Below are 23,563 nucleotides of genomic sequence, written 5' to 3'. Positions count from 1 at the left end.
AGCAGCTGTAAAATATATTGAATGTCTGGCGTGGCCGGCGTATGTTTTTCGCCCCTTTTTCGAGCGGAAAACAGTCGATGCGCTGGAGCACCTACTGGATTGTCACGGTGGCGGTAGTCGTCGTCGGCCTGGCGATGGGCGTTACCCTGCCGCTGGTGTCCCTGCGCCTGGATCAGTGGGGATATGACGCCTTTGCCATTGGCGTGATGGCGGCCATGCCGGCGATCGGCATCCTGCTGGGCGCGCGACTGGCTGGTCGGTTGGCCGGCTATCTGGGGTCGGAAAGATGCATGCGCCTGATGTTGATCAGCGCGGCCATCTCCGTGGGGCTCCTCACGGTCTTGGCGAATTACTGGGTATGGCTGGTGTTGCGCCTGGTTCTGGGCGGCTGCCTGACCATCACCTTCATCATCGGTGAGAGCTGGATCAACCAACTGATCGAGGATCGGCTGCGGGGTCGCCTGGTCGCGGTCTATGGCAGCGCCTTTGCCTTGAGCCAGCTATGCGGGCCGCTGCTGCTGGGCGCGCTGGGCACCACCACCGACGCCGGCTTCTGGCTGTCGATCGTGCTGCTGTTGCTCGGCACCGTCGTGCTCTGGCCAGCCGATGGTGCGCCGCAGGTGGATGGCGCCAACGCCTCGGGTCGAGGCGTGATGAAATTTGTGCGGCGGATGCCCGCGGTGGCCTGGGCTGTGATGCTGTTTGCCTGCTTTGAGGCTATGGCGCTGACGCTGTTGCCGGTCTACCTGATCCGTGAAGGCTTCGCCCAGGGGCTGGCGCTGTTGATGGTCAGCACCGTGGTGGTGGGCGATGCGGTACTGCAATTGCCGATCGGCTGGTTGGCGGACCGGATGCAACGCACCACTCTCTACCGCGTCTGTGGCGCACTCCTGCTGGGCAGCAGCCTGAGTATTCCCCTGTTGCTACATACGCCCCTTATCTGGCCGGCGCTGGTGTTGTTCGGTGCGGGTGCGGGTGGGTTGTATACGCTGTCGCTGATCCTCGTCGGCCAGCGCTTTCGCGATGATGCGCTGGTCCGCGCCAACGCGCATATTGCCCTGCTCTGGGGGGCTGGATGCCTGATCGGCCCGCTCAGCACCGGCGCGGCCAGCCATTGGTTGAGCAGCCATGCACTGCCCTGGTGGATGGCAGGCATGGCGGCGATCTTCCTGCTGCTGGCGCTGCGGCGCGGCGCCTTTGATGCGGTGGTGGTAAGCCGGCCCGCCAGGGAGCCCGGCGCGGTCTAGTTGCGCTCCTTGTCGCAGGCAAAGATGTGATCCAGCGGTGGTAGCGGGGTTTCTCCGGTCAGCGGCATGTCAGCGTCGGTCTGCAGATGGAAGTTTTCCAGCGGTGCGCTGTCGCGGTCGTCATGTTCAAACACCGGCGGGCTGTACATGTAGGCGATCATCAGCCGGGTGAGGGCCTCCAGGCTGTCGTTATGGGTGCGCTCGTAACCGTGAGTGGCATCGGTGCCAAAGGCAATCAGCGCCACCCGGGTATCGTTGCCCGCGCGCACTGCCGACTCGGCATCGCTGTGGTAGTAACGGAAGATATCGCGCCGCACCGGAATCTCGTCACGGGCGCACAGCTTCAGCAGATGCCGGGTCAGATGATAGTCGTAGGGCCCGCTGGAATCCTGCATGCACAGCGTCACCGCGTGCTCGGTGGAGGTCTGGCCGGGCGCCACCGGGGCGATATCCACTCCGACAAACTCGCTCACGTCCCACGGCAGCGCCCCCGCAGCGCCGGAGCCGGTTTCCTCGGTGATGGTGAACAGCGGGTGGCAGTCCAGGGGCAGCGGCTGGCCGCTCTCCACGATCTGCTTGATGGCAGTGAGCAGGGCAGCGGCACCGGCCTTGTTGTCCAGGTGGCGGGCACTGATGTAGCCGTTGTCGGTGAACTCCTGCAAGGGGTCGAAGGCGACAAAGTCGCCCACGGCGATGCCCTGGGCCTCGGTTTCGGCACGGCTGGTGGTGGGGATGTCCAGGCGCAGCTCGATGGTGTCCCAGCTCACCGGCAGGGTGTCGACCTCGGTATTGAAGGCATGCCCCGAGGCCATCAGCGGCAGCACGCTGCCCCGGAAGCAGCCCTGCTCCGTGAACACGCTGACCCGGCTACCTTCGGCGAAGCGGCTTGACCAGCAGCCAATGGGCGCCAGGGTCAGGCGGCCGTTGTCCTTGATGTGGCTGACCATGGCACCGACGGTGTCCAGGTGACTGGCGATGGCCCGGTCGGGGGAACCCTGGCGGCCCTTGAGGGTGGCGCGGATGGTGCCGCGCCGGGTCAGTTCATAGGGCACGCCCAGGGCATCGAGATGTTCGGCAACATAGCGCACTATGCCGTCGGTGAAGCCGGTGGGGCAGGGAATGGCGAGCATTTCCAGCAACACCTGTCGCAGGTACTGCATGTCGGGTCCATGGCTGAATTGCATTGATCCTCCGTCCTGTCGGTTAGCCGGGCTGGCTGAGTGGGAACAGCAGATCGATGAAACACTCCGCTGTCGGCTGGGGTTCATGATTGGCCAGCCCCGGTCGCTCATTGGCCTCGATGATGACGTAATCGGGTTGGTCGACGGCTGGCACCAGCAGGTCCATGCCGACCACCGGGATGTCCAGGGCGCGGGCCGCAGCAATAGCGCACCCGCGCAGCGCCGGGTGCAGCGCATCGGTAACATCCACCAGGGTGCCGCCGGTGTGCAGGTTGGCGGTGCGCCGTACCTGCAGATGCTGGTCGGCAGGCAGGATGCTGTCCAAGGTGAAGCCGGCAGCCTCCACGGTGCGGATGGTTTCCTCGTCCAGTGGAATGCGGCTCTCGCCGCCGGTACTGGCCTGGCGGCGCCGGCTCTGCTTCTCGATCAGTTCCCGCACGGTCTTGCATCCATCGCCGCGGATCTCCGCAGGCTTGCGGATCGCCGCCGCCACCACCTGGAAATTGATCACCACGATCCGCAGGTCGTCCCCTTCGTGGAAGCTTTCCAGCAGGACGCAGCTGTCGAAGCGGCGCGCCGCCTCGATGGCCTGCTCCAGGGTCTCGGGGTCGCGGATGTTCACCGCCACGCCATTGCCCTGCTCGCCGTTGTCGGGCTTGACCACCAGCGCGCCGTGCTCGGCGAGGAAGGCGGCATTGGCCTCCGGATCGCCGGCGAGTTGCCAGGTGGGGGTGTTCAGGCCGTGGCGCTGCAGGCAGCGATGGGTGAGTTGCTTCTGCTGGCACAGGGTCATGCTGACGGCGGTGGTCAGGTCGCTGAGCGACTCACGGCAGCGGATACTGCGGCCACCCTGGGTCAGGGTGAACAGCCCGGCCTCGGCATCGTTGACCTGCACCTCGATACCCCGGCGCTGGGCTGCTCGGGTAATGATGCGGGCATAGGGGTTGAGTCCTTCATTTTGGTCCGGCCCCAGGAACAGCGGCTGGTTGATGCTGTTCTTGCGCTTGATGGTGAAGGTGCGCAGCTGGCGAAAGCCCAGCTTGCTGTACAGGGCCTTGGCCTGGGCATTGTCATGCAATACCGACAGATCCATATAGGCGCTGCCACGGCTCATGAAGTATTCGATCAGATGGCGCACCAGCATCTCGCCTACGCCGAAGCGCTGGGTCTGGCTGTCGGCGGCCAGGCACCAGAGGCTGGAGCCCTTGTCCGGGTCCCCATAGGCTCGGGCGTGGTTGAGGCCCATCACGGTGCCGATGATGTCGCCGGTGTCGGCGTCCTCGGCCAACCAGAAATCCGGACCCCCGGCTTCACGGGGGGTCAGCCGCTCCGGGTTGACCTGGACCATGCCGTTGGACAGATACAGGGTGTTGATACCCTGCCAATCCGCCTCGCATTGCGGCCGACGGATATGGAAACCGCGCATGCCGTTCTGCGCCGGACGGTAATTGCTCAACCACAGCCGCAGGGTATCGGACGGGTCGAGGAACAGCTGTTGTGGCGCGTAGGACAGCACCACGTGGGGATCGGCGACATAGAGCGCTATATCCCGCTCGCCGGGGGTTTCATCCAGCAGGGCCTCGGCCAGCCGTTGCGGCTCCTGGAAGGTATGGCCGACCAGCAAGCGACCCCAGCCACAGTCGAGGATCACCTCGGTCAGGTCCTCGGCAGGGGGCTGACCCTGCTGGGCGTGGGCGGCTTGCAGCCGCTCCCAGGTGGGGGTCTGGCCGCGCTTCAAACGCTCCGCCTTGGGCGGTATCGGACGACTCATGTTCATAGCCCCTGTGCATCAAGCCAAAGATCCAGCACTGCCAACTGCCACAGCTTGGAGCCGCGCAGGGGAGTGATGTGGTCCAGGGGGTTACGCAGCAGCGTATCGACATAATCGCTATTGAACAGCCCGCGCTCCCGGGCACGCTCGCTGGTAAGACTGTCGCGGACCCAATCCAGGGTGCTGCCCTGCAGGTACTTCAGGCCCGGCACCGGGAAATAGCCCTTGGGCCGGTCGATGACGGCGGCCGGGATAACCTGCCGTGCCGCCTCCTTGAGTACGTACTTGCCGTCGCCGGGGAGCTTGAAGCGCCCCGGGATGCGTGCCGACAGCTCCACCAGCTCGTGGTCGAGGAAGGGCACCCGGGCCTCCAGACCCCAGGCCATGGTCATGTTGTCGACCCGCTTGACCGGGTCCTCAACCAGCATCACCGTGCTGTCCAGCCGCAGGGCCTTGTCCAGCCCGGACTCCGCGCCGGGGCGGGCGAAATGGTCGCGCACGAATTCGCCGGCATGATCCTGCTGCGCCCAGGCGGGCTGCACGGTATTGCGATATTCATTGAAGTCGCGGTCCATGAACGCCTGCTGATAGGCCGCGACGGGGTCGGCGGCCTGGTCCACCTGGGGATACCAGTGGTAACCGGCAAAGATTTCGTCGGCGCCCTGGCCGCTTTGCACCACCCGGCAGTGCTTGGATACCTCCCGCGACAGCAGGTAGAAGGCAATGCAATCATGGCTGACCATGGGCTCGCTCATGGCCCTCAGCGCATCGGGCAGGCCGGTGAGGATCTCCTGCTCGGGGATCATCAACTGGTGGTGCCGGGTGCCGTAATGCTCGGCGATCAGGTCGGAATAGCGGAACTCGTTACCGGCCTCGCCGTTGACGTCGGCAAAACCGATGGAAAAGGTCTTCAGGTCCCGGGCGCCGGCTTCGTCCAGCAGGCCGACCAGCAGGCTGGAATCCACCCCGCCGGACAGCAGCACGCCGACGTCAACCGCCGCCAGGTTACGCCGTTTGACCGCCGCGCGCAGGCTGTCCAGCACCCGCTCTTGCCACGCCTCGAAGGGCAGCTCGCGCTCGTCGTCGCGGGCGCCATATTGCAACTGCCACCAGCACTGTTGCTCGCGCTGGCCCTTGGCGTCGATCCGCAGCCAATGGCCGGGCGGCAGTTTTTGCACGCCGTTGATGATGGTCAGCGGCGCCGGCACCACCGAATGAAATGACAGATAGTGGTTCAGCGCCACCGGGTTGATCGAGGTATCCAGGTCGCCGGCGCGCACCAAAGCCGGCAGGCTCGAGGCAAACCGCAGGCGCTGGCCCTGCTCGGACAGATACAGCGGCTTGATGCCCAGGCGATCGCGGGCCAGGAACAGGCTCTGCTTGTCACGCTCCCAGATCGCCAGGGCAAACATGCCGTTGAAGCGCTCGAGCATCTTCTCGCCCCAGGCATGGTAGGCCTTGAGCACCACCTCGGTATCGCCATCGGAGAAGAAACGGTAGCCCAGGGCCTCCAACTCGCCCCGCAGCGCCGGGTAATTGTAGATGGCGCCGTTGAACACCAGGCTCAGGCCCAGTCCGGGGTCGGTCATCGGCTGGCCGGAGGCTTCGGCCAGGTCCATGATCTTCAGCCGCTGATGGCCGAGGGCGACCGGGCCAGCGGACCAGGCACCGGAGGCATCCGGCCCGCGACTGATCATCTGCCCGGTCATCCGGGCGAGGGCCGCCAGGTCTGCCAGCTGCCCGTCAAAACGTAATTCTCCCGCCAATCCACACATCTACTGCTCCTCGGTCTGGGTGGGCCGTCAGGACGACCTGCTATATATATTCGTTTGATGTAGAAACGCTTTGCCGTTCGCTAACGGCCTGTTACTTGGGCAGCAACAACGCTGTTTGGTTTAAAGGTTTTTTGCTGGAAGCAATCGCTGCGCTTGCCGACGGGCTTTGATCCATCTACAGGCGGTTGGCTTTGTGGCAGAATGCACGCCCATTGATGATGCTGTCTGGCGGGAGTTACTTGAGATGATGCACGACCTGTATCTGGCCCTTCGGCGGCTGCAACGCGCCACGGAGATCCACGCCAAGCGCCTCGGCCGCAACAGCGGACTGACGCCCATTCAGCTGCTGATCCTGCACAGCATCCAGGCGATGGGGCAGAGCACCCTGGGAGCGCTGGCCAAACAGGTCAGCCTGTCCCAGGCGACCCTGAGTACCATTATCGACCGCTTGGAAAACCGCGAGCTGCTCAAGCGGGTACGCAGCCAGAGCGACAAGCGCAAGGTCCACCTGACCCTGACCGCCAAGGGTGAGGCGGCCATCCAGGCCGAACCGGCGCTGCTGCCCAGCGCCTTTCTCGAGCGCTTCGGCAAGCTGGCCGACTGGGAGCAATTGATGTTGCTCGCCAGCCTGCAGCGCGTAGCTGGGCTGTTCGAGGAGGGGCAGCAATCGTCCCATGTGCTGATGGATGACGAGCCCTTGGTCTGACCGCGAGCTGCACGCCTCCGAGCCGCCCCCGGGGCGGCTTGTCCGAACGGCATTTCCGCCTTAGCATGTTTGAAATTTCAAACGCTGCCGTGGCAGATGCAGGACAGGGTCGCCGTGCCGCTGCCGCAAAGAGGACTCCCCATGGAACTACTATCCCCCGATCTGTTTCGCCAGCAGGCCTTCATCGACGGTAAATGGTGTGAAGCCGAGCGCGGTCAGCGTACCGAGATTTTCAATCCCGCCACAGCCGAGCGGTTGGGCAGCGTACCGGATATGGGAGTCGACGAAACCCGCCGGGCGATTGCCGCGGCCCAGGCGGCGCAGCCGGCGTGGCGCCGGCGCACGGCGAAGGAACGGGCCGGGGTTCTACGCCGCTGGTACGAGCTGATCCTGCAGCACCAGGATGATCTGGCGCGCATCATGACGGCCGAGCAGGGCAAGCCGCTGGCGGAGGCGCGGGGGGAAATTGCCTATGCCGCTTCCTTTATCGAGTGGTTCGCCGAGGAGGCCAAGCGCGTCTACGGCGATGTGATCCCCGCCCACCAGGCCGACAAGCGCATCCTGGTGCAGAAGGAGCCGGTCGGGGTGACCGCCGCGATCACCCCTTGGAACTTCCCTTCAGCCATGATCACCCGCAAGGCCGGTCCGGCCCTGGCCGCCGGCTGCGCCATGGTACTCAAGCCAGCACCGCAAACCCCGTTCTCGGCGCTGGCGCTGGTGCATCTGGCCGAGCAGGCGGGTCTGCCCGCTGGGCTGCTCAGCGTGGTGACCGCTGGTGTCGAGAATTCCCGCGAGGTCGGCGCCGAGCTGTGTGCCAGCCCCATCGTGCGCAAGCTGTCCTTTACCGGCTCCACCGCCGTCGGCATCCAGTTGATGCAGCAGTGCGCGCCGAGCCTGAAGAAACTGTCCCTCGAGCTGGGTGGCAACGCGCCATTCATCGTCTTCGACGATGCCGATTTGGACGAGGCAGTAGAAGGCGCGATGATTTCCAAATATCGCAACGCCGGGCAGACCTGCGTCTGCGCCAACCGCCTCTACGTGCAGGACGGGGTATACGACGCCTTTGCCGAGAAACTGGCCGCAGCGGTGCGCCGGCTGGAAGTGGGCGATGGTATGCGCGAAGGCGTGACCACCGGCCCGCTGATCAATGCCGAAGCGGTACACAAGGTCGAGCGGCATATCCGCGATGCGGTGGACGGCGGCGCCACTGTCCTGGCGGGCGGCCATCCCCATGCCCTGGGCGGGCTGTTCTTCGAGCCGACCATCCTCACCGACGTCAACAGCAGTATGCTGATCGCCCGGGAGGAAACCTTCGGCCCGGTGGCGCCGCTGTTTCGCTTCAACGACGAGGCCGATGTGATTCGCCAGGCCAACGACACCGAATATGGCCTGGCCGCGTACTTCTATGCGCGGGACCTGAGCCGCGTGTTCCGGGTGGCCGAGGCGCTGGAATACGGCATGGTCGGGATCAACACCGGCCTGATTTCCACCGAAGTGGCGCCTTTTGGCGGCATGAAAGCCTCCGGGCTGGGCCGCGAAGGGTCGAAGTACGGCATCGATGAGTACCTGGAAATAAAATACCTGTGTCTTGGCGGTATCTGACGGCGAAGGAGCAGTGACATGATAGACAGCAACGAATCCCTCATGCAGCGGCGTGAGCGGGCCGTACCCCGTGGCGTGGGGCAGATCCACCCGGTCTTCATCGAGCGTGCCGAGAACGCGACAATCTGGGATGTGGAAGGGCGCCAGTACATCGACTTTGCCGGCGGCATCGCTGTGCTCAACACCGGCCATCGGCACCCGAAGGTGATCGAGGCGGTAAAGCGCCAGTTGGAGCTGTACACCCACACCTGTTTCCAGGTGGTGGCCTACGAGCCCTATGTGGAACTGTGCGAGCGCATCAATGCGCTGGTGCCGGGTGCCTTCGCCAAGAAGACGTTGCTGGTCACCACCGGCTCCGAGGCCTTGGAAAACGCGGTGAAGATTGCCCGCGCCGCCACTGGCCGGGCCGGCGTCATCGCCTTCGCCGGCGGCTACCACGGCCGCACCATGATGACCCTGGCGATGACCGGCAAGGTCATGCCCTACGCCTCCGGCATGGGCCTGATGCCAGGCGGGGTGTTTCGCGCGCGCTTCCCCGATGCCCTGCATGGTGTAAGCGAGGACGATGCCATCGACAGCATCGAACAGATCTTCAAGAACGACGCCGAACCCCGGGATATCGCTGCCCTGGTGGTCGAGCCGGTGCAGGGCGAGGGCGGCTTCCGCGTGGCTTCGCCGCAGTTCATGCAGCGGCTGCGGGCGCTCTGCGACCTGCACGGCATTGTCATGATTGCCGATGAAGTGCAGACCGGGGCCGGGCGTACCGGTACCTTCTTCGCCATGGAACAGATGGGTGTCACCGCCGACCTGACCACCTTTGCCAAGTCGGTAGCCGGTGGCTTTCCGCTGGCCGGAGTCTGCGGTCGCGCGGAACTGATGGATGCGATTTCCCCGGGCGGCCTGGGCGGCACCTACGCCGGCAACCCGGTGTCCTGCGCCGCTGCCCTGGCGGTGCTGGAGGTATTCGAGGAAGAGAACCTGCTGGCCCGCGCCCGTACTCTGGGCGACCGCATGACCGAGCGTCTGCGACAGTTTGCCGAGGGAGATAAGCGTATCGCCGAGGTACGCGGGCTCGGCGCCATGGTCGCCTGCGAGCTGATGACCGTCGACGGCGCACCGGATCCGGAACTGGCCAGCCGCCTGGTCATCCGCGCCCGGGAAAAGGGCCTGCTGCTGCTGTCCTGCGGGCAATACGCCAACGTCATCCGTATCCTGGTGCCGCTTACCGCGACGGATGTGGAGGTGGAGGAGGGGCTGGATATCATTGAAGCCTGTTTGGCGGAGATGGGCTGAGGGTTGGGGTTGGCCGGGACCTTCGCCGGTGTCGAGATGGAACTCGACACTCCCGGGGGGGGGCGGTCGGCCGGTGTGGTTGAGGCTCGACGCTGCAGTGCGTGGTTCGCCTGGGAGGGGCGAGTTCCATCTCGACCCAGAGGTTGCCTGGAGCTCCGGGCTTGTAGGTCAGTCCGTTGCCCGTGACGACTGAGCCAGCGGTAGAACGAGGAGAACAGCATGCAGGCATATGATGTGGTGATTGTGGGAGCGGGCCATGCCGGCGCGCAGGCGGCCAGCCTGCTGCGTCAACGTGGTTTTACCGGGTCGGTGGCCATGGTTGGGGAGGAACCGGAGTTGCCCTACGACCGCCCGCCGTTGTCCAAGGAATACCTTTCGGAGGAGAAACCCTTCGAGCGCCTGCTGCTGCGTCCCGAGGAATTCTGGCGCACCCACAATATCGAGGTGCTGCGCAGTACGCGGATCGTCGCAGTGGATACCGAAACGCACCAGCTGCAGACCGAGGGCGGCGAACGTCTCGGCTACGGCAGCCTGATCTGGGCAACCGGTGGCGCGCCGCGGCGCCTGGCCTGCGCCGGGCATGACCTGGCAGGCATTCATTATGTGCGCACCCGCGCCGACGTCGATGCCATGCGCACCGAACTGGCCAGCGTCGACACCGTAGTAGTCATCGGCGGCGGCTATATCGGCCTGGAGGCCGCGGCCGTGCTCAGCACCCGTGGCAAGCAGGTCACCGTATTGGAGGCCCAGGATCGCGTGCTGGCGCGGGTCGCCGGCGAGCCGCTGTCACGCTTTTATGAAAGTGCCCACCGCGCCCGGGGGGTGGATATCCAGCTCAACAGCCAGGTTGAGCAGATCCTTGGCGACGCCGGCCGGGTCAGCGGCGTGAAGCTGGCCGACGGCCGCGTGCTGCCAGCGCAGATGGTGGTGGTCGGCATCGGCATCCTGCCGGCGGTGGCCCCCCTGGCCGAGGCCGGGGTGGATATCCAGACCGGCGGGGTCATGGTCGACGAATTCTGCCGCAGCAGCGTGGCGGATGTGTTTGCCATCGGCGACTGCGCAGCGCACCACAACGGCTTCTGTGCCAACACCGGGCCGATCCGCCTGGAATCGGTGCAGAATGCCAACGACCAGGCCAGGACCGTGGCGGATTTCCTGACCGGCAATCCGCAACCCTACAACGCACTGCCCTGGTTCTGGTCCGATCAATACGACCTCAAGCTGCAGACCGTGGGCCTGTCCGCCGGGCATGACCAGATGGTGTTGCGCGGCGACCCCACCAGCGGCAGCTTCTCGGTGGTCTACCTGAAGGACGGTTGCGTGCAGGCGCTCGATAGCGTGAACCTGGTGCGCGACTTCGTGCAGGGCAAGGCCCTGGTGAAGAACCGCGTGGTGGTGGACCCGGTCGCCCTGGCGGATGCCTCGGTGCCGCTGAAATCACTGGCGGTGCTTGCCTGATGCCAATGACCTCTGCCTCAACGGGCGCATCGCCGGGGACGAGTGCCCAGCCCAATGCCGTCAACGTGGCGTGTGCCGGCCCGCCTGCTCAGAAAGTCGACAACCCCGTCGCTTCCATCAACCGGTACAGCCCGTAACGCGCGACGTTATGGTCGGCAAAGGCCGAGTAGGGCAGGCTGTACTCAACCCCCTCCGCGTTACCCCAGAGACGGTCGAAGGCGGTCCGCGCCTGCTGCAGGGCGGGGTGGTCCTGCGCCGCCACCAGCTGCACATCGGTCTCCAGGTTCAGGTTGTCCAGATTGCGCCGGGTAAAGTTGGCCGAGCCGCTGATCAGCTCGCTGCGGCCATCGCTCCGGTCCAGCCGGATCCATTTGCGGTGGCACTGCTCGCCATGGGTATTGCACCAGCGTACCGGGATGCCGGCGCGGTAGAGGTCCCAGCCGGCCTGGCGGTTAGGGATGCCGTTCTTTTCCCGCCCGAAGGCGTCCCGGTTGGGATCAAGCAGCGCGCGGATCACCACGCCCCGTTCCCGGGCCGCGATCAGCGCGTCGATCAGCGGGCGGTGGGAGAGATAGAACACCTCCATATCCAGGCGATCTCCCTCTGCGGCGCTGTTGACCAGTTCCAACAGGGCGTCGCGTATGGCGCCCTCGGTGAGCACCCGTAATTCTGCGTCGCTATCCACCGGGGCGGCTGTCGGCGGCTGCGGCCAGTGACGGGTATCTATCCTTCCCAGCCGGCCGACGGCCTGCTCCGTCTGCAGCAGGTCCAGCGCCGCGGGGCCGCTGAAGCGTAGCGCCTGGTTGGCGTGGCGACTGCTGGCATCGTGGGGGTTGGCCGAGGTCACCAGGGCGGTCCAGTGGTCGCCCGCATCGGTTATCAGCGTCTTGCGGTGATTGGCGCGGAAGTTGGCCAGATGCAGGTAGCTGCGCAGGGTGACCTTGCCGTCGCCCACCGGGTTGGGTAGCCAGCCGCCCGCCATATCATTGCCGATGAAGCGGCAGCACAGGCTCCACAGCGCGGACCACAACGGGTTGGACGCCGGCAACTCGTGCACCGGCGTCATTACCACCTTGACGCCAGCCTGCCGCAGACGCTCCAGCTGCGTATTGGGTACTCCGCCATAGAGGGTGTTGAAAGGGTCGGTGATCAGTACGACCTCGGGTGGGGCCCGCCGCTGGCGCGCGGTGATGAGCGCCTGGGTCAATTCCGACGACAGTGGACGGAAGCTGTCCTGCCCGGCGAAATCGTTGAACAGGAACATGTCCAGGACGATCAGTTCGCGGGCCTCGGCGATCATCGTCAGCGCCTGGTCGAAGATCTGCTGGTCACTTATGCGCTCACCACTGGGGTTCTGCCAGGTCTGATCCAGCAGCAACTGGACCTCGGTAGCGGGCCGCCAGGGCTGGCTGACCGCCAATCCCTCGGGCATGGGCCGGCTGGCTTCGAACACACCCATGCCGATCCACAGCAGGAGCAACAGTGGAACCAGCAGCTGGACGCGTCTGGGGCGGCGCTTGCGACGGTTGACCCGGCGGAGAATATCCATATATCTGCCTTCATGATCGGGTGGATCCCGCATGCTAACCTTGAAGCCGGTTGCTTGTCTCGTGGAGGGATGCATGCGCAAAGCGGTGGTCGGGGTGGGGGCAGTACTGGCGCTGTTGCTGCTCGTTACGGTGCTGGCGGGCCAATGGCTGCAGCGCACCCTGACGGCGGCCGGGTTTGAACAGCTGCACTGGCAGCAGGTGCGCTGGGCCGATGGCGCGCTGTGGCTGGGCGAGGCCAGCGGCGTGCAGGTGACGGAACAGGGGCGGCTGGGCTTTCGCCTGGACGGGGTTCGACTGCAGCCCACCTGGCGCGAGGGTCCGCGAATCGAGCGGCTGCTGGTCGAGGAGCTGCAACTGATCTGGCAACCGGCCCAGCAGTTGCCACCGCGGGAGGCGGAAGCCGACTGGCGTCTGCCGGATCTGGACCAACTGGCGGGTCCGCTGTCCTGGTTGCCCCGGGAATTGGCGGTGTCGAGCCTGCAGGTCCAGCTCCCCTGCGAAAACCAGTACTGCCGGCTGCAGGGCACATTGCAGTTGACGGCGCAGCAACAGCCCCTGGCGGTGACCGCCCAGCTGGGCCTGCGGGCCGACGGGCAACAGCTGCAGGGCCAATTGCAGCTGCGCGAAGACGCTGACCGCTACCTGCTGCAGGCTGAACTGGATCTGCCACAACCCCTGCCCCTGGCCGGGCTCGGTCAGCTCAGCGGCAACCTGCGGCTGGATCTGGAGAACCGCGGCGAGCAATGGTTGCTGCACGAGGGCCAGTTGGCCGCGCGGCTGGCCGAGCCGCAGCTGGCGGCACTGGCGGCATGGCCCCAAGGCCTGCGCCCGGCGGCCATCGCGGTGCAGATCAACCCGGAGCCCGGCAGTCTGGCGACCTGGCGGGACAGTATCCCCCTGGCCGTGCAGATGGTGATGGAAGGGGAGGTCAGCGGACGCCTGGATACCTTGCTGGAGCTGAAAAGCCAGCCGCAGTGGCAGGGCCAGCTGCGGGACGGGCATCTGCACCTGAGCGCACCAAGATTGGATATATCCGGGGTCCAGGCCCGCGCCCTGCAGCTCGACTGGCCGTTCCTGGCGGAGCTGAGTCAACAGGGGCTGACCCTGCAGTTGGGCAAAGATGCACGCTTAACCGCCCAGAGCCTGGCGTTACCCGACGCCGGGCTGCGGCTGACCCGTCTGCACGCGGATCTCGCTGACGCTACCCTGGCCTTGCCGTTCGCCAGCCCCGATCAATTGGCCCTGGAGATGCCGCTGCGGCTGGGCGCGGCCCGGTTGGAGCACGCTGCGCTCAAGCCCCAGGGCTGGAACTTCAATGGCAGGCTGCAACAGTCCGCAACAGGCTTGGCACTGTCTGGCAATCTGGCCCCCTTGAGTGGCCTGAACACCGAACTGCAGTTTGACTGGCCCAGGGATAAGGCCTGGCAACTGACGGTGGCCCTGCAGGACATATTCCTGCGCGCCGCCGACCCGTTGGCGGCGACCTTCGCCGACTGGCCAGCCCTGCTGAGCTTCTCCAGTGGCCGCGTCACCGGGCAGTTGCAGGCCAGCGGGCGGAGCGGGCTGGACCTGCTCACGGGCACGCTGTCACTGACGGGCGGCCAGGGCATCTATGATCGCGCCAGTTTCACCGGGTTGGCCCTGCCGCTGGCGGTCTCCCTGCGCGGCGACCAGCTGCAGCTGGACACCGAGGCCCTGCGCATCACCAGCCTGGACCCGGGCTTGCCCCTCGGCCCGCTGCAGGCCAGCGTCCGTTACCGCACCACACTGGATGCGATAGCCGCGGGCGCGCTGGATTTGCGTAGCGCCAGCCTGGGCGTGCTGGACGGACGGGTGCTGCTGGAGCCGGCGGTCATCGACCTGGGGCAAGCTCGGCAGACGCTGGTCGCGGTGGTGCAGGGTGTCGAACTGGCCCGGCTTTTCGAGGTCTACCCCGCGGAGGGATTGAGCGGGCAGGGCACCCTGGACGGGCGTTTCCCCGTGAGCCTGGTGGACGGGCAGCTGGTGATCGACGATGGTCGGCTGCAGGCCCGGGAACCCGGTGTGCTGCGTTACCAGGCCGAACAGCTGCAGGAGCTGGCGGCCAGCAACCCCAATCTGGAGCAACTGGCCCTGGCGCTGGACAACTTCCAGTATCAGGTGCTGGCCAGCGATCTGTCCTATGATGAGCAGGGCGTGCTGGTGCTTGGCTTGCGCCTGGAGGGCAGCAACCCGGCCTTCCAGCAGGGGCGACCGGTCCACCTCAACCTTCGCCTGGAAGAGGACATTCCGGCCCTGCTGACCAGTCTGCAATTGACCGGGCAGGTCAACGAGATCATTCGCAAGCGGGTCGAGCAATACTATCTGCAACGGCGCAGCCCATGACAGGAGAGGCATATGCATTGGCGTCTGGCGGTAATGGCAATGGTGGTGACAGGGTTGGCAGCCTGTACGCCCAAGGTGCAGCTGGCTGCGCCCAGTGAGCCGATCAACATCAATTTGAACGTGAAGATCCAGCATGAGATCTACATCAAGGTCGACAAGGAGCTGGACGAGCTGTTCAGCGAATCCAGCGGGCTGTTCTGAACAAGGAGACTGACATGCGTATGAGTGTTCGAGTGGGCGGGCTGTTGCTGGCCCTGCTGTTGAGTGCACCCGCGTTGGCGTTATCACTGAACCAGGCCATGTCGGCGCTGCCTGCGGCCAAGGCCGCAGGCCAGCTGGGCGAGCAGCCTGACGGTTATCTCGGAGTGGTGGCCGCAGGAGGCAATGCCGCAGAGATCGCCCGGCAGATCAACCAGGCCCGGCGGGATGAATACCAGCGCCTGGCCAAGGAAAACAACATCCAGGTGCGTGATGTCGAGTCCATGGCTGGCAAGAAGGCGCTGGAACGCACCCCCCGGGGGCAGTACATCCTGGTCAATGATGTCTGGATGAAGAAGTAGGCCTCAGTTCATCAGGCGCAACCGCTCGGTCTCGTTGAACTGCTCCTGCAACAGGCCGTTTACCGCGGCCTGGCGGTCCGCGTCGGCCAGCCCCGGCTGCGCCAGGATCTGCTCCCGTTCCGCATTGAAGGCGGCCACGCGCCGTTGCCATTCGCTCCGTTGTCGATCCAGCGCCGCCAGGCGGCTGGTGGCTTCCGGCCCCAACAGCTCCAGGCGCAGCTGTTGCACCTGCGCTTCATCCGCGCCGGCTGCCCGCAGGGCCAGCGTCTGTTGACGCAGTTCCTGATGGATCTGCGGTATCAGCAATTGCTGCATGGCCTCGGGCAGGTTCTCCCGCAGCGCTTCGATCGCGCGTCGCTGTTGCTCCTCATCCAGCGTCGGGTCCTGCAGGATGGCCAGCCGCTCCAGGGTGAAATTGTTGTAGATCTCCTCCCCGGCAAAGAAGGCTTCGTGCGCCTCGCGACTGAATAGCGTGGCGCGCAGCCGTTGCACCGCCTGCTCCCGGGCGGCCAGGTCCGCCAGACTTTCGGTGACCGGGAAGCGACTCTCCAGGTCGGCCAGTTGCTGCTGATAGGCCAGGTAGTCATCCAGCAGTGCCAGCGCCTGTCCCCGCGCCGGTTGCGCCAGCTGTTGGTTCAGGTAGCTGCGGATACGCTGTTGCGCAGTGGCGATGGACTCTTCACCCACCAGGCTCAGGAAGTAATCGAACAGATGGCGGATCTGCCCGGTGATCAGCAGATTGCCCTGGGCATCCAGTTCCAGCCGGCCATCCACCTCGGTGCCGCGCACACTGGCGGGCAACGGGGTGACAGCGGTTGCTGGCGCGGCCTGGCTGACACCTATTGGCGCGGGGCTGGTTGGGGGCGCTGCCGAGCTGGCTGCCGACACCGGGCGCTCGGGCGCAGGGTCGCGCTCGGGAGCAATCTGCCAGCCGAGCAGCAGCAGGCTCCCCAGCAGCGGAAGATAGATCAGTGCTTTCATGGGACGGCTACCATCGGCAGGTGAGGCAGGCCCGTTGCCGGGCCCGCGGTACGCTAGTTTCAGGTTCATGGGCGTTACAGGCCGGCCTTCTTCAGCCGATTGGCCTGCTGCCGATACACCGTCACCGGATCGGTCTCGAAGATGCTGGTCAGGCCGAAGAACTGGTTGACCTCGTCCAGGTGATTCATCCGGTAGTTGTCCCGGATCACCATGCCCATGCGCGAGCTGCAGCGACCGACCATGCCGTCATTGGCCTCGCCCCGGGGGAAGGTCAGCGAGGCGGTGACCATCATCAGGTCTGATGGATCCAGCGGGTTGGTCGCCGGGCTGGTACCGCTCCAGGAATAGTAGCGCACGCCATTGACCTGATAATCCCCCTCGCCGCAGGCCGTGGTGGGAATGCCCTGGGGGAACCTGGCATTGAAGCGTGCGGCCCCTTCCGAATACAGCGATTCCAGGGAGCCGAGGGAATTCATCGGGGTATCGATGGGGCTGTCGGAAATGAAATTGATCATCTTGCCGACGGCATTGACCAGGCCGGAGACGATGGCTTCGCCCGCCGAGTCCTCGGGTATCTGGCGCAGGAAGTCAGCCAGGGCCGAGCCCTTGTGGGGCGCGCCGATGCTGGTGACCGAGGCGACCAGGTCAGGGCGCACGGCGGCTACGTAACGCACGGTCGGGCCGCCATGGCTATGGCCGAACAGGTTGACCTTGGGGGCGCCGGAAATGGCGATGATTTCCTCGACCTGTTCGAGCAACTGCTCACCCCGGGCCTCGGACGTATCGAGCTGACTGACCTCGGTGATATAGACGCTGGCACCGTCCTTGCGCAGCGCCTGGGGAATGCCATACCAGTAATCGATGCCGAGCATGTTGTCCCAACCCAGCATGCCGTGGGTCAGCACTATGGGGTAGCGGGTCTTGGTGTAGTCAGAGGAGCTGAACCAGGAAGCCTGGGCCTGGCTGGTCATCCCCAGCAGGGCCACCACGCCCAGGGCCAGTGAAAGGCGGTTGTTCTTCATATTGTCTACCTTTGCCGGTTGAAGGGTGGCTCTGACTGCACAGGCGCAGGGACTCCCGACAGGCCTGACAGAGACCTGTTGAGCATAGATGCGCCGCTGGTGACCGACGAGTCCTGCTGCCAGCGGACTCATCAGCCGTGGGTCGACCGGCAGGTCATCCGCTCTGGCTGCGTTTTATTCATTGGACTTATCCGACAGGCGGTAGCGAGCTGGCGCTGTGCCGGTATTGTGTAGTCGATCGCAAATCCGGAGGTAATGCTTACCGCTGGCCTGCAGCGATCTGCTAGGCTGCGAGCTGATGCCCGTTGGGGTGCTGCAAGGATAAGGCAATGTTGTTGAACAGCTTTCTCAATGGTTATGCCTTCTGGCTCCTGCTCGGTTTCGCCCTGCTCATTTCCGAGTTCTTCGTCCCGGGGTTGGTAGCCGTTTTCTTTGGCCTGGGTGCGTTGGTAGTGGGTGTGCTGACCCTGGCTGGGGTCATCGAGAGCCTGGCAGTGCAGCTGCTGTGTTTCGGCCTGATCAGTCTGCTCGCCCTGTTTGGTCTGCGCCGCCACTGCGCCCGGTGGCTGCGCGGCAGCGTCGGTGGCCGGGCCGATACCGACCTGGATGATGTTGGCGTGGTGGGTAGCCGGGTTACTGTGCTGACCGATTTCGTCGACGGGACCGGTGATGTCCAGCTCAACGGCGCCAAGTGGGACGCCGAGTCCGCTGAGCCACTGCGCGCCGGTGATACCGCCTGGGTGGTTGGTTTGCGCGGCATTGTCCTGCGCGTCAGTGCCCGTCCCGCTACAACCGCCTGAATCAATTATTGGTAGAGGAGTTTTTCGCAATGGAATTCGCAACAATCCTGTCCCTGGCGCTGCTGGTACTGATCGTCATCACCGTCGCCAAGACCGCGCAGATCGTACCCCAGCGTTCCGCCTATGTGGTCGAGCGGCTGGGCAAGTACGCCAAGACACTGGAGGCGGGCTTTCACCTGCTCATTCCCTTCGTCGACCGCATCGCCTATCGCCACACCATGAAGGAAGAGGCGATCGACGTGGACCGCCAGGCCTGCGTCACCAAGGACAACATCCAGGTGGTGGTCAACGGGGTGATCTACCTGCAGGTCGTCGATCCCAAGGCTGCCAGCTACGGTATTTCCAACTACCGCTTTGCCGCGACCCAACTGGCGCAGACTACCCTGCGTTCGGTGATCGGCAAGATTGACCTCGACAAGACCTTCGAGGAGCGCGAAGCCATCAACAGCCAGGTGGTCGCCGCGCTGGACGAGGCGGCCCAGCCCTGGGGCGTGAAGGTCATGCGCTATGAGATTGCCGATATCGAATTGCCGGCGACCATCCTCGATGCGCTGGAAAAACAGATGCGCGCCGAGCGGGAGCGTCGCGCCGTGGTGGCGCAGTCCGAAGGCGAGCGGGAAGCCAAGATCAACATCTCCGAAGGGATCAAGCAGGAGACGATCAATCTGTCCGAAGCGGACAAGCAGCGCCAGATCAACGAAGCCGAGGGCAAGGCGCGGCAGATCGAGCTGGTGGCCCAGGCGACCGCCGACGGCTTGCGCCTGGTTGCCGATGCCATCACCACCCCCGGTGGCAAGGACGCGGTGGCGCTGCGCGTCGCGGAGCAGTACGTAACCGAGTTCGGCAAGCTGGCCAAGACCAACAACACCATGATCCTGCCAGCGGAACTGAGCAATATCGGTGCGGCAGTGGCGGCGATTACCAAGACCCTGGATACGGTGAAGCAGTAACGCTCGCAGCGCTGCGGTCAGCATTGCCTGTCTGTTGTCAGACAGGCAATGGCGCGATTGTCATCCCCGTGTCATCTGGCCCGTGCATACTCGGTGTCATCGAAGTTGAACACAACCGGCTAATGCAGTAAGTTAACTGCACGTCAACGGAGAACCCCATGTCATCCAGCACATCCATTCAGCATCATCGCAACCCGGCTCAGGCCGTGGCGACTGCTGCCTGCGCTGCTGACGCGGTTGCCGTTTATTTTTATGGGTATTGGTTTAGCCAAGGGCTGGCCTGATACCCAGGCGGCCCACTCCAGACGGGCCGCCCACCGCACTACTCAGAAACCCCCGGTCGGCCACCCGACCGGGGGTTTTGTTTTTTCGGCCAATAACGGCCAATGCATTGAGAGGATTCAGACATGAGCACTTACTTTACCTGTTCTTACCGTTACTGCAGCTGGCGATTTAGTGGTCGCGCCCAGAATCCACAGACCTTACAACGACTAACACGATAGAGCGCTGCGCGGACTGAACCGCGCAGCTGAGGACAGCACTGATGAATTCTTCCGCATCCGCCCTGCAGCTTTCCGTTGTATCCAGCCTCGAGCCGGCCCACAACCTTATCCCCCATGCCCAGCGACGCACCCGCCCGTTACCGAGCCCAGCGGTATTGCGCCAGCGCCTGCCGCTGAATGATCGGCAGGCCGATCAGGTCCATGCCCAGCGCCAGGCCATCCGCAATATTCTCAACGGCGACGACCAGCGCCTGCTGGTAGTGGTTGGGCCTTGCTCGATTCATGATGCCGACGCGGCGCTGGAATACGCCCAGCGGCTGGCCGATCTGGCCCCACAGGTTGAGGATCAACTGTTGCTGGTGATGCGTGCCTATATCGAGAAGCCGCGCACTACCATCGGCTGGAAAGGGCTGGTCTACGATCCGCAGCTGGACGGCAGTGGCGATATGGCCGGTGGTCTGGAGCTGTCGCGGCGGCTGATGTTGCAGATGATCGAGCTGGGTCTGCCGCTGGCCACCGAGCTGCTGCAACCGCTGGTGGCAGGTTACGTGGATGACCTGCTGGGCTGGGCGGCGATCGGCGCGCGCACCAGTGAGTCGCAGGTCCACCGGGAATTGGTCAGCGGCCTGGATATGGCGGTGGGTTTCAAGAACGGTACGGATGGCAGCATGGGCATCGCCATCGATGCCATGCGCTCGGCGGCCCATGGGCATCAGCACTTCGGTATCGACGAGCTGGGCCGGCCGTCGCTGGTGGAAACTCTGGGCAACTCGGATACCCATCTGGTGCTGCGGGGCGGCAATCAGGGGCCGAACCATGACGCAGCAAGCGTCGCCATGGCGCGGGCAGCACTGGAGCAAGCCGGCTTGGAGCCGAGCATCATGGTCGACTGCAGCCATGCCAACAGTGGCAAGAACCCGCTACGCCAGCCGGCGGTGCTGGAAGATGTGGTTGATCAGCGGCTGGCCGGGGATATCAGCCTGCGAGCGGTGATGCTGGAAAGTCATCTGTTCGACGGTAACCAGCCGCTGTCCGAGGACCTGCGTTACGGCGTATCGATTACCGATGGCTGCCTGGGGTGGGACGGGACCGAGCGGATGTTGCGCGGCGCTGCTGAGCGGCTGCGGCGGGGTTGAGCGCTTCGGGGTTGTCGCGCCCCCGAGCGCAAACTCAGTAGTGATACCAGCGCAGCTGCAGCATCACTTCATTCTGTGGCGCGCTCCACTGGGTGAATTCACGCTGGGCGGTCAGCCGTAGCCCGAGGTTGCGGCCCAGCTCCAGCTGCTGGGTTAGCCCCAGACTGCGGCGCACTTCGCCGTTGTGGAAATAGTCGGCCTGGGCCTCCAGCAGCAGGTTGCCGGCGCGATTGCGCCATAGCAGACCGCTGTCAAAACCGGCCGCCGGGCTGAGTTTGGCGGCAAAATCCTGATGGTGTTCGACGCGCAGTGTCGCCAGTGCGTACCCCAGTACATTCTCAGCGAGAGGCGAGGTGAAACCGGCGCCGCCATTCAGATGGCCGACCAGACGCTGCTGACCATCCTTCCCGGCTACCCGCTCCAGGCCGGTCTCGACCTGCCACGACCAGGGTTTGAGCAGCTGATTGCGAGCTGTCAGCGAGCGGATGTTGACCAGCCCCAGCTCCTCCAGCTGCCATTGGTTGCCTTCATATTGGCGAATCCGCAGCTTGCCCAGTTCGATCTGTGCGCCCAGCGGGAAACCGGCCAGATTGTCGTTCAGATCATGATAGGCCATGCGTAGACCGTATTCGGCATAGGCGCGCTGGTCCTGACTACCCAGCGCCAGTTGCCAGGTACGCGATTCGTGTCCGTCCTCGGGCAGGGTCGGGGTGTCGATTTCGAGTCGTGCCGGTGGATTCTGATTGATTGCCTGCAACAGCCGGAAACTGCGCGCCGCATTGTCCGGGTCACGCTCCTGACCAGCAGCCTGATAGCGCAGCAGGCGGTAGGCGGTTTCCTGAATCTGCGCCTGACGAGCGACCGGCAGGGCATTGAACCCATCATCTCCCAGCAGCTCGGTATCGGCGGCCACGGCCTGGGCCCAGCTGATCTCCTCCGGCTGCAGTGGCGCGGCACGGGCCAGCAGTTCCTTTTCCCGGGAAGGACGATAATTCACTTTCTGCACCAGCCCGGCGTCCTTCACCGCCCGCACCGTATCGGCGGGGATGGCGGTCAGCGGAAACTGGTCGATCAGTTTCAGACCGGGGCGGGCGATCTCCAGCAGCTCAAGCAGGCGATACGAGCAGTTTTCGTCGAAGAAGAAGTAGTCGAAGCGGATCTGCCGCAACTCCCAGACATGCTCGATCATGCGGCCGGTTTCCTCGGGTGTCAGATCGAGGCGGTATTCCCACAGGTCGCGGTTCTCCAGACTGCTGTACTCGCTGAGTTTCTCGCGGTAGGGCAGCAGCGCGAACTGGCCGGGGTAGCCGCCTGCAAGGCCTTTCCAGGCATACAGAATGCTGTTGTCCAGGCCCTCGATCATGGCGCCGAAGTTCAGCGCGTAGCTGAGCAGGGCGGTGCCGCTGTCCGCGGTCGCCGCCGAGTCGATACGCAGCAGGGTGTGGCCGAACATGGACGAGGGGCTGTTCAGATAGGCATCGGGGAACACCAGCACCGTGCTGTGCGGGTCGATGTCGGCGTACCAGGTGGCGAACTCCTGGCACCGCACCGGGGGCAGGTCAGTCAGGGCGAGTTGCTGGCGCAGCCACCGCGTGCGCGAGGGGAAGCGGCACTGCGGGTGGGCGTCGCCCAGCGACGGGTCGGCATACAAGCCGTCGAGGGTGGCCTGCAGTTCCGCCAGGGGCGAATGCTCGCCCTCGGCCGCGAGGAAAAACCCGGCATCATCCACATAGCTGCGCCAACCACCGGACAGGCGTTGCTCATAATGCCCCAGCGCGATCCAGTACGGGTGCTGTGCCAACTGCGCCAGCGGGGCGGGAGCTGGGGGTGGTGCCGCCTGGGAAGCGGTGCCGAGCAGGCTCAGCAGCAGGGGAAGGAGACGTAGGAACATGCGAGGCCGGCGTGGAAAGCGATGGGGCAGGATGCCAGAGAATCACCGGCCAGCACGATTGCCGGCCGGTGATGCACGAAGATCAGACCTGGTCGGCGTACTGCGCCAGGACCGCATCCTGCTTCATGACCGCCAGGGTGGCGGCGTGGACCTGTTCGGCGGTGACTTCGGCGGAGCTGAAGATGTCCGCGAAATGCGCGCTGGTCACTGCAGCAAAATGTGCCCGGTCCTGGGCGGGCACACCCAGTACCACGGCGTAGGTGGTCAGGGCTTCGCCCTCGCCACGGGCCATGTCTTCGGACAGTTCATCCATGATGCTGCTCAGCACCAGCATCGGCTTGCCATGGTAGGCCAGCGCGCCGCTGGTGTTGCAGCCGTTGGTGCCCGAGGTCATGCCGAAGGTGGCATTGCCGGAGGTACCGTTGGTGATGGACGCAACCAGATGTGAGGGCAGGCCACGCTGACCTTCGAACAGCATGTTACCCCAGCCGCAGCCTGGGCCGCCCGGTGCGGTAGCGAAGGCGTTGAACGAAGCAGCAGCAAGCAGGGAACCGAGCAGGATCCGTTTCATGGATGTATTCCGTGTAGGTATGAAGAAGCCCCGGAATCTACCAACCCGCTTCGCTTATTGCAATTTGATTGCCGACCCATTCAATAAACTGCGAGTGATGTCACATGCTGGCCTGGCGGGAGGTATCAGCGTTCTTATGGCGGCGTATATCCTTGCTGGATTTGCCTTTGCACAGCGTGCGCGCAGCGCTAGGGTCAGCTAA

General features: G+C 64.7%; 20 protein-coding genes. 12 read left to right on the top strand and 8 right to left on the bottom strand.

Going from position 1 to position 23,563, the window contains the following annotated elements; genetic code table 11:
• Positions 1 to 77 precede the first annotated feature (77 nt).
• Complete coding sequence (locus VG99_RS07085) at positions 78 to 1,247, top strand: MFS transporter (RefSeq protein WP_044499040.1); 1,170 nt, start codon at positions 78 to 80, stop codon at positions 1,245 to 1,247.
• Here the strand turns inward: VG99_RS07085 and VG99_RS07080 are convergent.
• Genes VG99_RS07080 through VG99_RS07070 form a run of 3 tightly spaced genes read right to left on the bottom strand, consistent with a single transcriptional unit; the run spans position 1,244 to position 5,974 of the window.
• The gene (locus tag VG99_RS07080; protein ID WP_044499038.1) at positions 1,244 to 2,431 is read right to left on the bottom strand and encodes an osmoprotectant NAGGN system M42 family peptidase; all 1,188 of its coding nucleotides are present in this window, start codon (positions 2,429 to 2,431) and stop codon (positions 1,244 to 1,246) included. The two genes, VG99_RS07085 and VG99_RS07080, sit on opposite strands and share 4 nt — an antisense overlap.
• Before the next feature lie 19 nt (positions 2,432 to 2,450).
• Positions 2,451 to 4,199, bottom strand: a complete 1,749-nt coding sequence (gene ngg, locus VG99_RS07075) for an N-acetylglutaminylglutamine synthetase (RefSeq protein ID WP_158023889.1) — start codon at positions 4,197 to 4,199, stop codon at positions 2,451 to 2,453.
• Between the two features lie 2 nt (positions 4,200 to 4,201).
• A complete protein-coding gene (locus VG99_RS07070) occupies positions 4,202 to 5,974 on the bottom strand; it encodes an N-acetylglutaminylglutamine amidotransferase (RefSeq protein ID WP_044499036.1) in 1,773 nt (590 codons plus the stop codon).
• A 244-nt stretch (positions 5,975 to 6,218) separates the two neighbouring features.
• On the opposite strand from VG99_RS07070, the gene VG99_RS07065 reads away from it, so the two are divergent.
• The 4 genes from VG99_RS07065 (at position 6,219) to VG99_RS07050 (ending at position 11,033) form a co-directional block, all read left to right on the top strand.
• Complete coding sequence (locus tag VG99_RS07065) at positions 6,219 to 6,680, top strand: MarR family winged helix-turn-helix transcriptional regulator (RefSeq protein ID WP_044499035.1); 462 nt, start codon at positions 6,219 to 6,221, stop codon at positions 6,678 to 6,680.
• A gap of 141 nt (positions 6,681 to 6,821) precedes the next feature.
• Positions 6,822 to 8,282 carry an NADP-dependent succinate-semialdehyde dehydrogenase gene (gene gabD / locus VG99_RS07060; RefSeq protein WP_044499034.1) on the top strand — a complete coding sequence of 487 codons (1,461 nt, stop codon included), beginning with the start codon at positions 6,822 to 6,824 and terminating at the stop codon, positions 8,280 to 8,282.
• A gap of 18 nt (positions 8,283 to 8,300) precedes the next feature.
• Positions 8,301 to 9,575, top strand: coding sequence for a 4-aminobutyrate--2-oxoglutarate transaminase (gene gabT / locus VG99_RS07055; protein WP_044499033.1), 1,275 nt, complete (start codon positions 8,301 to 8,303; stop codon positions 9,573 to 9,575).
• Between the two features lie 219 nt (positions 9,576 to 9,794).
• Positions 9,795 to 11,033 carry an NAD(P)/FAD-dependent oxidoreductase gene (locus tag VG99_RS07050; protein ID WP_044499032.1) on the top strand — a complete coding sequence of 413 codons (1,239 nt, stop codon included), beginning with the start codon at positions 9,795 to 9,797 and terminating at the stop codon, positions 11,031 to 11,033.
• 88 nt (positions 11,034 to 11,121) lie between these two features.
• Here VG99_RS07050 and VG99_RS07045 read toward each other — a convergent pair whose 3' ends face one another.
• A complete protein-coding gene (locus tag VG99_RS07045) occupies positions 11,122 to 12,582 on the bottom strand; it encodes a phospholipase D-like domain-containing protein (RefSeq protein ID WP_044499031.1) in 1,461 nt (486 codons plus the stop codon).
• A 73-nt stretch (positions 12,583 to 12,655) separates the two neighbouring features.
• On the opposite strand from VG99_RS07045, the gene VG99_RS07040 reads away from it, so the two are divergent.
• Genes VG99_RS07040 through VG99_RS07030 form a run of 3 tightly spaced genes read left to right on the top strand, consistent with a single transcriptional unit; the run spans position 12,656 to position 15,507 of the window.
• Complete coding sequence (locus VG99_RS07040) at positions 12,656 to 14,947, top strand: intermembrane phospholipid transport YdbH family protein (RefSeq protein ID WP_044499030.1); 2,292 nt, start codon at positions 12,656 to 12,658, stop codon at positions 14,945 to 14,947.
• Between the two features lie 12 nt (positions 14,948 to 14,959).
• Positions 14,960 to 15,148, top strand: a complete 189-nt coding sequence (locus VG99_RS07035; protein WP_044499028.1) for a YnbE family lipoprotein — start codon at positions 14,960 to 14,962, stop codon at positions 15,146 to 15,148.
• A 14-nt stretch (positions 15,149 to 15,162) separates the two neighbouring features.
• Positions 15,163 to 15,507, top strand: a complete 345-nt coding sequence (locus tag VG99_RS07030) for a YdbL family probable chaperone protein (RefSeq protein ID WP_044499027.1) — start codon at positions 15,163 to 15,165, stop codon at positions 15,505 to 15,507.
• A 3-nt stretch (positions 15,508 to 15,510) separates the two neighbouring features.
• Here VG99_RS07030 and VG99_RS07025 read toward each other — a convergent pair whose 3' ends face one another.
• Together VG99_RS07025 and VG99_RS07020 are read right to left on the bottom strand one after the other, a co-directional pair.
• A complete protein-coding gene (locus VG99_RS07025; protein ID WP_044499026.1) occupies positions 15,511 to 16,488 on the bottom strand; it encodes a lipase secretion chaperone in 978 nt (325 codons plus the stop codon).
• Positions 16,489 to 16,562: 74 nt separating this feature from the next.
• A complete protein-coding gene (locus tag VG99_RS07020; RefSeq protein ID WP_044499025.1) occupies positions 16,563 to 17,510 on the bottom strand; it encodes a triacylglycerol lipase in 948 nt (315 codons plus the stop codon).
• A 329-nt stretch (positions 17,511 to 17,839) separates the two neighbouring features.
• On the opposite strand from VG99_RS07020, the gene VG99_RS07015 reads away from it, so the two are divergent.
• The 3 genes from VG99_RS07015 to VG99_RS07005 all read left to right on the top strand — a co-directional run bounded on the left by VG99_RS07015 (position 17,840) and on the right by VG99_RS07005 (position 20,899).
• Positions 17,840 to 18,310 carry an NfeD family protein gene (locus tag VG99_RS07015; protein ID WP_044499024.1) on the top strand — a complete coding sequence of 157 codons (471 nt, stop codon included), beginning with the start codon at positions 17,840 to 17,842 and terminating at the stop codon, positions 18,308 to 18,310.
• 29 nt (positions 18,311 to 18,339) lie between these two features.
• Positions 18,340 to 19,260 (top strand): SPFH domain-containing protein, encoded by a 921-nt coding sequence (locus VG99_RS07010; protein ID WP_044499022.1) that lies wholly within the window; start codon positions 18,340 to 18,342, stop codon positions 19,258 to 19,260.
• A gap of 544 nt (positions 19,261 to 19,804) precedes the next feature.
• On the top strand, positions 19,805 to 20,899 hold the full coding sequence (locus VG99_RS07005; RefSeq protein ID WP_044499021.1) for a 3-deoxy-7-phosphoheptulonate synthase: 1,095 nt from the start codon (positions 19,805 to 19,807) through the stop codon (positions 20,897 to 20,899).
• Between the two features lie 34 nt (positions 20,900 to 20,933).
• Here the strand turns inward: VG99_RS07005 and VG99_RS07000 are convergent, their stop codons facing one another.
• Positions 20,934 to 22,790 carry an Lnb N-terminal periplasmic domain-containing protein gene (locus VG99_RS07000; protein WP_044499020.1) on the bottom strand — a complete coding sequence of 619 codons (1,857 nt, stop codon included), beginning with the start codon at positions 22,788 to 22,790 and terminating at the stop codon, positions 20,934 to 20,936.
• An 82-nt stretch (positions 22,791 to 22,872) separates the two neighbouring features.
• Positions 22,873 to 23,361: a DUF3015 domain-containing protein gene (locus tag VG99_RS06995; RefSeq protein WP_044499019.1), complete on the bottom strand. Its 489-nt coding sequence runs from the start codon at positions 23,359 to 23,361 to the stop codon at positions 22,873 to 22,875.
• On the opposite strand from VG99_RS06995, the gene VG99_RS06990 reads away from it, so the two are divergent.
• Positions 23,360 to 23,563: a hypothetical protein gene (locus tag VG99_RS06990; RefSeq protein ID WP_044499018.1), complete on the top strand. Its 204-nt coding sequence runs from the start codon at positions 23,360 to 23,362 to the stop codon at positions 23,561 to 23,563. The two genes, VG99_RS06995 and VG99_RS06990, sit on opposite strands and share 2 nt — an antisense overlap.

The organism is Pseudomonas saudimassiliensis, from assembly GCF_000939975.1.
Taxonomy (GTDB): domain Bacteria; phylum Pseudomonadota; class Gammaproteobacteria; order Pseudomonadales; family Pseudomonadaceae; genus Halopseudomonas; species Halopseudomonas saudimassiliensis.
Note: the sequence above shows the minus strand (reverse complement) of the source record. Positions and strands in the feature narration are given on the sequence as shown.

Coding starts and splice junctions, on each gene's coding strand:
- VG99_RS07085 (WP_044499040.1), top strand. CDS start 78: ATGCGCTGGAGCACCTACTGGATTGTCACGGTGGCGGTAGTCGTCGTC.
- VG99_RS07080 (WP_044499038.1), bottom strand. CDS start 2,431: ATGCAATTCAGCCATGGACCCGACATGCAGTACCTGCGACAGGTGTTG.
- ngg (WP_158023889.1), bottom strand. CDS start 4,199: ATGAGTCGTCCGATACCGCCCAAGGCGGAGCGTTTGAAGCGCGGCCAG.
- VG99_RS07070 (WP_044499036.1), bottom strand. CDS start 5,974: ATGTGTGGATTGGCGGGAGAATTACGTTTTGACGGGCAGCTGGCAGAC.
- VG99_RS07065 (WP_044499035.1), top strand. CDS start 6,219: ATGATGCACGACCTGTATCTGGCCCTTCGGCGGCTGCAACGCGCCACG.
- gabD (WP_044499034.1), top strand. CDS start 6,822: ATGGAACTACTATCCCCCGATCTGTTTCGCCAGCAGGCCTTCATCGAC.
- gabT (WP_044499033.1), top strand. CDS start 8,301: ATGATAGACAGCAACGAATCCCTCATGCAGCGGCGTGAGCGGGCCGTA.
- VG99_RS07050 (WP_044499032.1), top strand. CDS start 9,795: ATGCAGGCATATGATGTGGTGATTGTGGGAGCGGGCCATGCCGGCGCG.
- VG99_RS07045 (WP_044499031.1), bottom strand. CDS start 12,582: ATGGATATTCTCCGCCGGGTCAACCGTCGCAAGCGCCGCCCCAGACGC.
- VG99_RS07040 (WP_044499030.1), top strand. CDS start 12,656: ATGCGCAAAGCGGTGGTCGGGGTGGGGGCAGTACTGGCGCTGTTGCTG.
- VG99_RS07035 (WP_044499028.1), top strand. CDS start 14,960: ATGCATTGGCGTCTGGCGGTAATGGCAATGGTGGTGACAGGGTTGGCA.
- VG99_RS07030 (WP_044499027.1), top strand. CDS start 15,163: ATGCGTATGAGTGTTCGAGTGGGCGGGCTGTTGCTGGCCCTGCTGTTG.
- VG99_RS07025 (WP_044499026.1), bottom strand. CDS start 16,488: ATGAAAGCACTGATCTATCTTCCGCTGCTGGGGAGCCTGCTGCTGCTC.
- VG99_RS07020 (WP_044499025.1), bottom strand. CDS start 17,510: ATGAAGAACAACCGCCTTTCACTGGCCCTGGGCGTGGTGGCCCTGCTG.
- VG99_RS07015 (WP_044499024.1), top strand. CDS start 17,840: ATGTTGTTGAACAGCTTTCTCAATGGTTATGCCTTCTGGCTCCTGCTC.
- VG99_RS07010 (WP_044499022.1), top strand. CDS start 18,340: ATGGAATTCGCAACAATCCTGTCCCTGGCGCTGCTGGTACTGATCGTC.
- VG99_RS07005 (WP_044499021.1), top strand. CDS start 19,805: ATGAATTCTTCCGCATCCGCCCTGCAGCTTTCCGTTGTATCCAGCCTC.
- VG99_RS07000 (WP_044499020.1), bottom strand. CDS start 22,790: ATGTTCCTACGTCTCCTTCCCCTGCTGCTGAGCCTGCTCGGCACCGCT.
- VG99_RS06990 (WP_044499018.1), top strand. CDS start 23,360: ATGGATGTATTCCGTGTAGGTATGAAGAAGCCCCGGAATCTACCAACC.
- VG99_RS06995 (WP_044499019.1), bottom strand. CDS start 23,361: ATGAAACGGATCCTGCTCGGTTCCCTGCTTGCTGCTGCTTCGTTCAAC.